The following is an 11,432-nucleotide window of genomic DNA, read 5'->3' on the forward strand; positions in this document are numbered from 1 at the left end:
CGCGGCTGCTGGTCGGCGCGACCGAGCACCCCTGCGTCACCGCGGGGCACCGCTTCCCGGCGGACGCCGTCGAGGTGCTGCCGGTGCTGGCCTCCGGCGTGATTGATCTCGACGCGCTGGCCGCCCGCCTCGCCGCGTTGCGCGACGCGGACGTGCTCGTCTCGGTTCACGCCGCCAACAACGAGACCGGCGTGGTGCAGCCGATCTCAGACGTCGTCGCCCTGGCGCGGTCGCATGGCCGCGCCCTGGTGCACAGCGACGCGGTGCAGGCCGTCGGCAAAATCCCGCTCGATGTCTCCGCACTCGGGCTCGATGCGCTGACCCTGTCGGGCCACAAGTTCGCCGCGCCGAAGGGCGTCGGCGCGTTGGTGCTGCGCGACGACGTCCAGCTCGACGCGGCCTTCGTCCGCGGCGGCGGGCAGGAGGCGCGGCTGCGCTGCGGCACCGAGAACCTTCCCGGCATCGTCGGGATGGGCGAGGCGGCGGAGATCGCGCGCAACGCCCTCGACGCGGACGCGCTGCGCCTCGCGACGTTGCGCGACGCGCTCGAAGATGCGGTCCTCGCCCGCGCGCCCGACGCCGTGGTGTTCGGCCGCGGCGCCGCGCGGTTGCCCAACACCCTGTGCTTTTCGGTGCCTGGGCTCGATGCGCCGACCGCGTTGATCGCCTTCGATCTCGCCGGCATCGCGGTGTCGTCGGGTTCGGCCTGCGCCTCCGGCAAGGTGGCGCGGTCGCCGGTTCTCGCCGCGATGGGCGTGAGCCCTGCGTTGGCCACGGGGGCGCTCCGCGTCAGCCTCGGCTGGAATACGGGGGAGGGCGACACTGCGCGCTTCCTCGGAGCCTTCGAACGGGTCGTCGAGACCCTATATAGACGGCGAGGGTTGGCGGCCTGAGGGCCGTGCCTGCGCCATCGCACATGGAAGCCCCCGGTCCTTGAAACCGGCGACGCTTAGGAGACGCTGATGCCTGCCGTGCAGGAAACCATCGATCGGGTCCGCTCTATCGACCTCGACCAGTACAAGTACGGCTTCGAGACCACCATCGAGATGGAGAAGTCCGAGAAGGGCATCTCCGAGGATGTGGTGCGCTTCATCTCCGCCAAGAAGAACGAGCCGGAGTGGATGCTCGCGTGGCGCCTGGACGCCTACAAGCGCTGGCAGACCATGCAGGAGCCGGACTGGGCGCGGGTCGCCTACGACAAGGTCGACTACAACAACATCTACTACTACGCCGCGCCGAAGCGCCCGGCGGCGATGTCGCTCGACGAGATCGATCCCGAGATCCTGAAGACCTACGAGAAGCTCGGCATCCCGCTTCGCGAGGTCGAGGTGCTGGAGGGCATCGCCCCCGAGCGCCGCGTCGCGGTCGACGCGGTGTTCGATTCGGTCTCGGTGGCCACCACCTTCAAGGCCGAGCTGTCGAAGGTCGGCGTGATCTTCATGCCGATCTCCGAGGCGATCCGCGAGTATCCGGACCTCGTCAAGAAGTACCTCGGCTCGGTCGTGCCGGTGACCGACAACTTCTTCGCGACGCTGAACTCGGCGGTCTTCTCCGACGGGTCGTTCGTCTACATCCCGCCGGGCGTGCGCTGCCCGATGGAGCTGTCGACCTACTTCCGCATCAACGAGCGCGACACCGGCCAGTTCGAGCGCACGCTGATCATCGCCGACAAGGGTTCCTACGTCTCGTATCTCGAGGGCTGCACCGCCCCGAAGCGCGACGACAACCAGCTGCACGCGGCGGTCGTCGAGTTGGTCGCCCTGGACGACGCCGAGATCAAATACTCGACGGTCCAGAACTGGTACCCCGGCGACAACGAGGGCAAGGGCGGCATCTACAACTTCGTGACCAAGCGCGGCGATTGCCGCGGCGCCCGCTCGAAGATCTCGTGGACGCAGGTCGAGACCGGCTCGGCGATCACCTGGAAGTACCCGTCCTGCATCCTGCGCGGTGACGAGTCCCGCGGCGAGTTCTACTCGATCGCGGTGTCGAACGGCATGCAGCAGGTCGATTCCGGCACCAAGATGATCCATCTCGGCAAGAACACCACCAGCCGGATCATCTCGAAGGGCATCTCGGCCGGCCGCTCGCAGAACACCTATCGCGGGCTCGTCTCGGCGCACAAGAAGGCGTCGAACGCGCGCAACTTCACCAACTGTGACAGCTTGCTGATCGGCGACCAGTGCGGGGCGCACACTGTGCCCTACATCGAGTCGAAGAACGCGAGCGCAGTGTTCGAGCACGAGGCCACCACCTCGAAGATCTCCGAGGACCAGAAGTTCTACTGCCTCCAGCGCGGCCTCTCCGAAGAGGAGGCGACCGCGCTGATCGTCAACGGCTTCGTCCGCGACGTGCTGCAGCAGCTGCCGATGGAGTTCGCGGTGGAGGCCCAGAAGCTGATCTCGATCAGCCTCGAAGGCTCGGTCGGCTGACGCGCCTCGGCCAGACGCTTTGAAATGCCCTCCCCCTGGTGGGGGAGGCGCCCTTCGCGCCGACTAAGCGCGGGATACGTATTCTTACGGGACTAAGCCAACATGCTCGAAATCAAGAACCTCGTCGTGCAGATCGAGGACAACCGCATCCTCAACGGCCTGAACCTCACCGTGAACGACGGCGAAGTCGCCGCGATCATGGGGCCGAACGGCTCCGGCAAGTCGACGCTCTCCTACGTCATCGCCGGCAAGGAGGACTACGAGGTCCTCGACGGCGAGATCCTGCTCGACGGCCAAAACGTGCTGGAGATGGGCGCCGACGAGCGCGCAGCCGCCGGCGTGTTCCTCGCCTTCCAGTACCCGCTGGAAATCCCCGGCGTCGGCACGATGACCTTCCTCAAGGCCTGCCTCAACGCCCAGCGCCGCGCCCGCGGCGAAGCTGAGATCGCCACGCCCGACTTCATCCGGCAGGTCAACGCGGCCGCCGAGAAGCTCGAGATCAACAAGGACATGCTCCGGCGCGCCCTCAACGTCGGATTCTCCGGCGGCGAGAAGAAGCGCATGGAGATCCTGCAGATGGCGCTGCTGCAGCCGAAGTTCTGCGTGCTCGACGAGACCGATTCCGGCCTCGACATCGATGCGCTGCGCATTGTCTCCGAGGGCGTGAACGCGCTACGCGCGGAAGGCCGCTCGTTCCTGGTCATCACCCACTACCAGCGCCTGCTCGACTATATCGTGCCCGACACCGTGCACGTCATGTCGAAGGGCCTGATCGTGAAGACCGGCGGCAAGGAGCTCGCCAAGGAACTCGAGGCGTCCGGCTACGCTGAGTACCGCACCAACGAGGCCGCGTAAGCCCATGGCCGACATCGCCAACCTCCGCACCTCGGCCGAGACCGGTCTCTCGACCCTGTTCGAGACCGCCCGCAAGGGCTTCGGCAGCGATAAAGCGATCGACCGCGAAGAGGCGTTCCGCTTCTTCGAGGCGGCGGGCCTGCCGAGCCGCCGCGTCGAGGCGTTCAAGTACACCGATTTGCGCGCCGCGATGCAGGAAGCCGCGCCGCCGGCCGAAGCGCCGTCCCTCGACGTGGCGAAGGCCGCCGTCGCCTCCGCGACCGCGTTCTCGGCGATGGAGGCGGTACGCCTGACCTTCGTCAACGGGCACCTGATCCGCGAGCTGTCGGACCTCGATCGCGTCCCGGCCGGCGTTTCGGTGTCGCCGTTGAACGACGCCCTCAGCCAGGGCGACGCGCGCCTCAAGAACCTCGCCCCCGTCGCGCAGGCGCGGGAGAACCCGATCTACCAGCTCAACACGGCCTTCCTCGCCGACGGCGCGCTGATCTCGGTGGAGGCCGGCGCCAAGGTCGAGACCCCGCTGCACCTGCGCTTCGTCGGCGCGGGCGCCGAGGGTTTCTCGACCGCGACGCGGGTGCTGGTCGAGGTCGCCGACGGTGCCGAGTTCACCCTGCTGGAGACGCATGAAGGGCCGAACGGGCTGACCTACCAGCCGAACGACGCCCTGGACGTGCATGTCGGCAAGCATGCCGCCTTCCGGCACGCGCGCATCAACCGCGAGGGCGACAAGGCGATCGCCCTGTCGACGATCAGCGTCCGGCTCGACGACGAATCGCAGTTGGAGACCGTGAACCTCGTTACCGGCGCGGTCCTGTCGCGCCATCAGATCTTCATGCACGTCGCCGGTGAGAACGTGAACGCCGTCGTCAACGGCGCCACGATGCTCGGCGACGGGCAGCTTGCGGATTCGACCCTGCTCGCCGACCACGCGGCGGTCGGCGGCGTCGGCCGCGAGATGTTCAAGACGGTGATCGACGGGGACGCCACCGGCGTGTTCCAGGGCAAGATCATCGTCCGCCAGATCGCGCAGAAGACCGACGGCAAGATGAAGTCGGATTGTCTGCTCCTCTCCGACGAGGGGCAGATGATGAACAAGCCGGAGCTGGAGATCTTCGCCGACGACGTCGCCTGCGGCCACGGCGCCACATGCGGCGCCCCGGACCAGGATCTCCTGTTCTACCTCATGGCCCGCGGCCTGCCGAAGCCGATCGCCGAGAGCCTGCTGGTGCAGGCCTTCGTCGGCGAGGCGGTGGAATCTGTGACCCACGAGGGTGCACGCGCCGCGCTGATCGGCGAGATCGAGGCGTGGCTCGCGTCGCGGGGGTGAACCCTTCGCGTCGCGGTATCCCTCCCCGCCCTTTTCTAGGGGGGCCGCCTTGGCGGCTCTCGCAGGAGAACTTCAGCGCGTCCGGCGGCTTCCGAAAGCCGCCTCACTCCAGCGCATCGGAATGAGGATGGCGCCGGGGAGGGGCGAAGCTGTGAACGATAACCCGGATCGAAGGTCGCGACCATGAACGCACCCATGCTGCATCCAGCCTACGACGTCGAGGCAATTCGGGCGCAATTCCCGATCCTCTCCGAAAAGGTCTACGGCAAGCCGCTCGTCTACCTCGACAACGCCGCCTCGTCGCAGAAGCCGCGTGCGGTGATCGACGCGATGGTGGCGTGCATGGAGACCGGGTACGCCAACGTCCACCGCGGCCTGCACTTCATGGCCAACGCGGCGACCGAAGGGTTCGAGGGCGCGCGCGAGACGACGCGGCAGTTCCTGAACGCCGCGTCCACGGATGAGATCATCTTCACCCGCAACGCCACCGAGGCCTACAACCTCGTGGCGTCGTCGATGGGCTGGGGCGGGATGATCGGGGAGGGCGACGAGATCATCCTCTCGATCATGGAGCACCATTCCAACATCGTGCCGTGGCACTTCCTACGCGAGCGGCGCGGGGCGGTGATCAAGTGGGCGCCGGTCGACGACGACGGCAACTTCCTCGTCGAGGAATACGAGAAGCTGTTCACGCCGCGCACCAAGATGGTCGCGATCACGCAGATGTCGAACGTGCTCGGCACGGTCACGCCGGCGGCGGAGATCGTGCGCATCGCCCACACCCACGGCGTGCCGGTGCTCCTCGACGGCGCGCAGAGCGCGGTGCATCAGCCAATCGACGTGCGGGCCCTCGATTGCGACTTCTTCGTCTTCACCGGACACAAGGTCTACGGCCCGACCGGGATCGGCGTGCTCTACGGCAAGAAGGAATGGCTCGACCGCCTGCCGCCCTACCAGGGCGGCGGCGAGATGATCCGCACGGTGAGCCAGGACGCCATCACCTACAACGACCCGCCGCACCGCTTCGAGGCGGGCACGCCCGCGATCGTCGAGGCGGTGGGCCTCGGCGCCGCACTGGAGTTCATGATGGGGATCGGCCGCGAGAAGATCGCCGCGCACGAGGCCGACCTCACGGCCTACGCCCAGGAGCGTCTCGGCGCGATGAATTCGGTCCGCCAGATCGGCAACGCCAAGGGCAAGGGCGGCGTCATCGCCTTCGAGATGAAGGGCGCGCATGCCCACGACATCGCGACGGTGATCGACCGGTCCGGCGTAGCGGTCCGCGCCGGCACGCATTGCGCCATGCCGCTGCTCACGCGCTTCGGCGTCACCTCCACCTGCCGCGCCTCGTTCGGGCTGTACAACACCCGCGCCGAGATCGACGTGCTGGCCGAGGCGCTGGCCCGCGCCGAGATGATGTTCGCCTGAGCGTATGGACCTGGCGGCCGCTTGGCGGTGGCCCGAAAAGGAGACGACGATGAGCAGCGATGCGACGATCACCGGGGGCGCGAACACGCCGAAGGTCGCGGGGGCCGAGGGCGTGCCGCCGGCGGAACTCGACCGCCTGACCGACGACATCGTGGCGGCGCTGAAATCCGTCTACGATCCGGAGATCCCGGCCGACATCTACGAGCTCGGCCTAATCTACAAGGTCGACATCGACGACGACCGCAAGGTCGCCATCGACATGACGCTGACGGCGCCGGGCTGCCCGGTCGCCGGCGAGATGCCCGGCTGGGTCGAGGATGCGGTCGCCAAAGTGCCCGGCGTCCAGTCCTGCGCGGTGACGATGGTGTTCGATCCGCCGTGGGATCAGAGCCGCATGTCCGACGAGGCCCGCGTCGCCCTCGACATGTGGTGAGGCCGGCCGATCAGCGCGGCGGCTCCGGCTCGCGCTCGAACGTCATGTCCTCGTAGATGTCGGCGAGGTCCAGGGCGGCACCGATGGCGGGCAGGTCGATCCGGTCCGTCATCGCCTCGTAGGCCGAAATTTCCCAGGCGCCCCCATCCTCGTCCCGGCGATAGAGGACGGCGCCGGAGAAGCGGGTCTCGACGAGCAGGATGTAGCGCAGCGTCGGATGACGCCGGTATTCGTCGAGCTTCTTGAACCGGTCGATGCTGCTGGTCGAGGGCGACAGCACCTCGACGACGAGGCGCGGCGAACGGTTCTCGTAGGTGTCGCGAACGAGGTCGCCGCATTCCACGGTGATGTCCGGGCGGCGGATCGTCGTGATGCTGGTGCGCATCGCGACGTCGTCGGTCGTCGGACGGCAGCCGGATCCACGCAACTGCCCATGAAGCGACGCGATGATGTTCACGGTGGCCCGGTCGTGCTGGACGCTCGCTCCGGTCATCATCTTCACGTGCGGCACCGGGATGCCGTCAACGAGTTCGTAGAGCCCATCCTGGTCGCGTTGCCACGCGAAGAACTCGTCCGCGCTCATCCTGGGAATTGCCGGCTCGCCCATGGGCTCCTCCGATCGACCGCGATGATCCTAGCATGGCTCGGGCGTGGGTGTAGACCACGCCCGTCGCGATCCTTATCTTAACGCCGTACGCCCACCCTCAACCGCCCGGGCCTTGAACCCGGCTGCCGGAGAGACACCGATGTCCACGAGTTTCAAGGTCATGTCGCTGACGGACGCGGCAGCCGACCGCATCAAGGCGATCATCGCCGACGCAGACCGGCCGATCGCCGGGCTTCGGGTCGGCGTGAAGAACGGCGGCTGCGCCGGGATGTCCTACACGATGGAATATGCCGAGGATCGCAAGCCCGGCGAGGACATGGTCGAGGATCGCGGCGTGAAGGTCTTCGTCGATCCGAAGGCGCTGCTGTTCCTGCTCGGCACGCAGATGGACTTCCAGACGTCCAAGCTCGCCTCGCAGTTCGTGTTCAACAACCCGAACCAGACCTCGGCCTGCGGCTGCGGCGAGTCCGTCGCGATCACGCCGGTCGGCCCGGAGCGGTTGCTCGCCCCGGCCTGAACGACGCCTTTTCGGATCAGGCGACCGCGGCGGCGAGTTCGGCCGTGGTCGCGTCGTCGAGCGTGCGGTTGCGGCCGGAACGCTTGGCCGCGAACATGCACAGGTCGGCGCGCTCCAGCAGCGAGACCGGGTTGTCGCCACGGCGGTAGGTCGCGACGCCGAGCGAGATCGTGACCTTGCCGAGCGACTCGCCGGTGGAACGCTTCATCAGCTCCCGGCCCATGACGCTGATGCGGACCTTCTCGGCGATGGCGCGGGCAGTTTCGCGGGTGGCGTTCGGCAGAAGGATGCCGAATTCCTCGCCGCCGAAGCGGGCGAGCATCGCGCCCTTCTCGACGCTTTCCCGCATCACGACCGCCACGAGCCTCAGCACCTGATCGCCGATGAGGTGGCCGTAGAGATCGTTGAAGCGCTTGAAGAAGTCGATGTCGAGGACGATCAGGCTCGGATGGGCGCCGCGGGCCGCGCCGTCGAGGGCCTTTTGCAGCATCTCCTCGAAGTGCTTGCGGTTCGCAAGTCCGGTCAGCGGATCGGTCAGGCTCTCGATCCGGGTCGCCTCGAGCTTTTCGCGCAGCGATTCGACCTCCGTGCGGCTCTCGCGCATCCGCGCTTCGAGGGTGCGGTTGTTGGATGCCACCTCGCGGGTGGTGGCGACCAGGGTCGCCACGATCTCGCGCAGGCGTGCGCGGTTCAGGGTCGAGACCGAAAGGTCGAGGCTCAACGCCCGCAGGGACTCGCCGTACTGCGCCGCCGAGCCGAGGGAGAGGTCGAGCATCTCCATGACGCCCTCGATCTCAGCCAGCATCGTCGCGCCGGTTTCACCTGCGGCGGCGGCGTAGCGCGAGCCGTCGAGATACGTGTCGTAGAGTTCGTCGATGTCCGTCGGCGAAAGCCCCGCGCTCTGCGCGGTGAGCCGCTTGATCGCGTCGTTCATCAAGGGGCGGTCGCCGGACACGTAGGTGTACCAGACGGCATAGGCCCGCGGGGTCGCGGAAGGCCCGTAATCGCGCATCAATTCCTGGGCGCGTTGCGCCAAGGCGAAGCTGCGATCACGGTCGGCGTACTGCCCGTCGCTCATCCGATCCCCGTCGGTCCGTCACGGTCCCGGCGCGTGATGCGAACGGAACCGACATCACAAGCTACCTCAAGGAGCGTGGACGGACCGTTAAGGCCAAGGTCGCGGATATGACGTCAGTCCTGTTTCTTGATCGCCGCCGAACGCAACATGAAGGCGGGCACGTGATCGCCGAGGCCGACCGGCGTGTCGCCGTCCTCGTCGCGCCGCCGCCCGTGGCCGCGGTCGTCGCGCGACCGCTCCTGAACCGGGCGCAGAGGGGGAGCGCTGGGCCGCTCGGTGCGCGGCCGAACCTCGGCCCTCTGACGCTGTGGAGTCTCGCGCCGAGGCTCGTCCTGCCGGCTGCGGGCCTCGCGGCGCGGAGCCGCCTCCTCGGAAGGGGGCGACTCTAGGTTGGCCGTTGGTTCGGCGTCTGGCGACCCACGGCGCGCCCTGGGCGACCGGGCCTCGCGCGACGCCTCGGCCTCGGCCGGAGCCCTCCGGCCGCGCCGCGACGTCTCGGTGGAGCGTCCGCGATGACGGGTGCGGGGCTCTCCGTCCTCTTCGGCCGCGGGCACAGTGGTGGCGGTCGCAGCGGTATCGAGGTCGCCGTCCATCCACGGGATCGGTTGGCCGATCAGCGACTCGATCGCCTGCAGCGAGCGGTCGTCGCTGCGGCTGACCAGGGTGAAGGCCGCCCCCGAGCGGCCGGCGCGGCCGGTGCGGCCGATGCGGTGGACGTAGTCTTCGGGATGGTTCGGCACGTCGAAGTTGAAGACGTGGCTCACTGCCGGGATGTCTAGGCCGCGGGCGGCGACGTCGCTGGCCACCAGCAGCGCGGTCTCGCCGCCGCGGAAGGCGTCGAGGGCAGTTGTGCGCGAACGCTGGTCCATGTCGCCGTGCAAGGCGGCCGCATCGAAGCCGTGGCTGACCAGCGACTTTTGCAGCAGCGCCACGTCGCGCTTGCGGTTACAGAAGATGATCCCGTTCTTGAGGTCCGCCTCGCCGCGGATCAGCCGCCGCAGGCGATCGCGCTTGGCGCTGCCGTCCGACGAGGTCGCGACCAGGCGCTGGACGATGGTCGAAGCGGTGGAGGCGGCGCGCGCCACCTCGATCCGCTCGGGGTTGTGCAGGAAGATGTCAGCGAGGCGCTCGATCTCCGGCGGCATGGTCGCGGAGAAGAACAGCGTCTGGCGCGTGAACGGCACCATCTTCACGATGCGCTCGATGTCGGGGATGAACCCCATGTCGAGCATGCGGTCGGCCTCGTCGATCACCAGCAGCTCGACGCCGCTCAGAAGCAGCTTGCCGCGCTCGAAGTGGTCGAGGAGCCGGCCCGGCGTCGCGATCAGCACGTCCGTGCCGCGGGTCAGCTTCGCATCCTGGTCGGCGAAGGAGACGCCGCCGATGATCAGCGCGACGTTGAGCTTGTGGTTGGTGCCGTAGCGGTCGAAGTTCTCCACGACCTGCGCCGCGAGTTCGCGCGTCGGCTCGAGGATGAGGGTTCGCGGCATCCGGGCGCGGGCACGCCCGTTCTCGAGCATGGTCAGCATCGGCAGGGTGAAGGCCGCGGTCTTGCCGGTGCCGGTCTGCGCGATGCCGAGCACGTCGCGGCGCGCGAGGACGTGCGGAATCGCCTGGCTCTGGATCGGCGTCGGTTCCGTATAGCCGGCGGCGGTGACGGCCTGGAGGACCTTGTCGCTCAATCCGAGATCGGCAAATGACATAATCTTTTGAGAACCGTTACGCGCGGGGTCAAGCAGGCCGGCGCGGAGAACTCCTCGCGGCGACGGCGGCGACGGCCTGTCGGAACGCAAACCCGTCGCACCTGCGGATGCGCGGGACACTTAGGCCCTTGCTACCACTTGTCAATTGGAGGCCGCCGCCGAGGTGGGGTTTCCCCGTGCGAAACGGCCGTGCCGTTCTCAAGGACGCAGCGCGTGCGTCCCGCCCGGAAGGCCGCAGGGGTCGAGTCTCACCGCGCGAGCGCCCTGCGCGATCGAGCCGGTGGTCTCGGGATCGATGACGCCGCGGGCTATGCCGGATTGGGCGACGTGGGTCGAAGCGGGCGGGATGCGATCCGGTTGCGCGAAGTGGTGGACGGCCACCAGACCGAACAAACCGGCGATGCCGGCTGTCTGGATCGCCCAGCGCAAGGTGCCGTGCGACGGCGCCGGTTCATCGTCCTCGCCCATCGTGATCCTCCCCCCGGGTCGCCCGTGCGTCCGTTGGCATGGAGGATGACGCCACAGGGTTAATCCCGGCCTTACGAACCGAGCCACGTCCGCGACCGGAAATAAAGTGCCGACGCCAGCGGCGCCCTTTATCATTTGATAAGCACTGGGCCGACTTCCGCGGCCGCGGCGCGCAAATCTAAACAACAGAACCCCGGCGGGAAATCCATTTGATCTTCTTCCCCCAGCCATGTGCGCCAAAACACACACGCGAACGACATCGAGTAAGCCGGGCGTAACCTTCACCTTTCGTTGACGGCTTCCGGTTCATCTAGCCGAGCTTGTTGCAGGAAAGCGACAGACCGAGCGGGCAACCCGGTTTAGAACCACCTCGGCCTTGCCAATCAGGACCCAGAAAAAATGAAGAGCCTTCTCCTCGCCACCACCGTGCTCGTTGGCCTCACCGCCGCCGCGTCCGCTGCCGACCTTCCCCGTCGCGCACCGCCGCCGGTGTTCACGCCCGTTCCGGTGTTCACCTGGACCGGCGCCTACTTCGGTATCAACGCCGGCTACGGCTTCGATGCCAGCGAGCGCCGCGGCGCCAC

The 11,432-nt window shown here is 67.7% G+C and carries 11 protein-coding genes and 1 pseudogene; 8 read left to right on the forward strand and 4 right to left on the reverse strand.

Annotated features, from left to right (window positions below; genetic code table 11):
• The 6 genes from FV222_RS08240 to FV222_RS08265 all read left to right on the forward strand — a co-directional run.
• Window positions 1-893: aminotransferase class V-fold PLP-dependent enzyme (locus FV222_RS08240; protein WP_147813796.1), on the forward strand; the 893-nt coding region annotated here is incomplete at its 5' end.
• Window positions 894-962: 69 nt separating this feature from the next.
• A complete protein-coding gene (gene sufB / locus FV222_RS08245) occupies window positions 963-2,432 on the forward strand; it encodes a Fe-S cluster assembly protein SufB (protein WP_147813797.1) in 1,470 nt (489 codons plus the stop codon).
• A 102-nt stretch (window positions 2,433-2,534) separates the two neighbouring features.
• On the forward strand, window positions 2,535-3,287 hold the full coding sequence (sufC, locus tag FV222_RS08250) for a Fe-S cluster assembly ATPase SufC (RefSeq protein ID WP_147764120.1): 753 nt from the start codon (window positions 2,535-2,537) through the stop codon (window positions 3,285-3,287).
• Between the two features lie 4 nt (window positions 3,288-3,291).
• The gene (locus tag FV222_RS08255) at window positions 3,292-4,614 is read left to right on the forward strand and encodes a SufD family Fe-S cluster assembly protein (protein WP_147764119.1); all 1,323 of its coding nucleotides are present in this window, start codon (window positions 3,292-3,294) and stop codon (window positions 4,612-4,614) included.
• A gap of 183 nt (window positions 4,615-4,797) precedes the next feature.
• Complete coding sequence (locus tag FV222_RS08260) at window positions 4,798-6,042, forward strand: cysteine desulfurase (protein WP_147764118.1); 1,245 nt, start codon at window positions 4,798-4,800, stop codon at window positions 6,040-6,042.
• A 49-nt stretch (window positions 6,043-6,091) separates the two neighbouring features.
• Entirely contained in the window at window positions 6,092-6,475 is a 384-nt protein-coding gene (locus tag FV222_RS08265; RefSeq protein ID WP_147726384.1) for an SUF system Fe-S cluster assembly protein, read from the forward strand.
• Between the two features lie 10 nt (window positions 6,476-6,485).
• Here FV222_RS08265 and FV222_RS08270 read toward each other — a convergent pair whose 3' ends face one another.
• Window positions 6,486-7,082: a Uma2 family endonuclease gene (locus tag FV222_RS08270; RefSeq protein WP_147764117.1), complete on the reverse strand. Its 597-nt coding sequence runs from the start codon at window positions 7,080-7,082 to the stop codon at window positions 6,486-6,488.
• A 139-nt stretch (window positions 7,083-7,221) separates the two neighbouring features.
• Here FV222_RS08270 and sufA point away from each other — a divergent pair, with 139 nt between their 5' ends.
• Window positions 7,222-7,599: a Fe-S cluster assembly scaffold SufA gene (sufA, locus tag FV222_RS08275; protein WP_147753102.1), complete on the forward strand. Its 378-nt coding sequence runs from the start codon at window positions 7,222-7,224 to the stop codon at window positions 7,597-7,599.
• 16 nt (window positions 7,600-7,615) lie between these two features.
• On the opposite strand, the gene FV222_RS08280 is transcribed toward sufA, so the two are convergent.
• The 3 genes from FV222_RS08280 to FV222_RS08290 all read right to left on the reverse strand — a co-directional run bounded on the left by FV222_RS08280 (window position 7,616) and on the right by FV222_RS08290 (window position 10,848).
• The gene (locus FV222_RS08280) at window positions 7,616-8,677 is read right to left on the reverse strand and encodes a GGDEF domain-containing protein (RefSeq protein WP_147764116.1); all 1,062 of its coding nucleotides are present in this window, start codon (window positions 8,675-8,677) and stop codon (window positions 7,616-7,618) included.
• A gap of 113 nt (window positions 8,678-8,790) precedes the next feature.
• Window positions 8,791-10,380, reverse strand: coding sequence for a DEAD/DEAH box helicase (locus FV222_RS08285; RefSeq protein WP_147813799.1), 1,590 nt, complete (start codon window positions 10,378-10,380; stop codon window positions 8,791-8,793).
• A gap of 198 nt (window positions 10,381-10,578) precedes the next feature.
• Entirely contained in the window at window positions 10,579-10,848 is a 270-nt protein-coding gene (locus FV222_RS08290) for a hypothetical protein (protein WP_147764114.1), read from the reverse strand.
• A gap of 399 nt (window positions 10,849-11,247) precedes the next feature.
• Between FV222_RS08290 and FV222_RS08295 the strand changes: the two are divergent.
• Window positions 11,248-11,432 (forward strand): annotated as a pseudogene (locus tag FV222_RS08295) (porin family protein); the annotation flags it as partial.

The organism is Methylobacterium sp. WL103 (assembly GCF_008039885.1).
Lineage (GTDB): Bacteria > Pseudomonadota > Alphaproteobacteria > Rhizobiales > Beijerinckiaceae > Methylobacterium > Methylobacterium cerastii.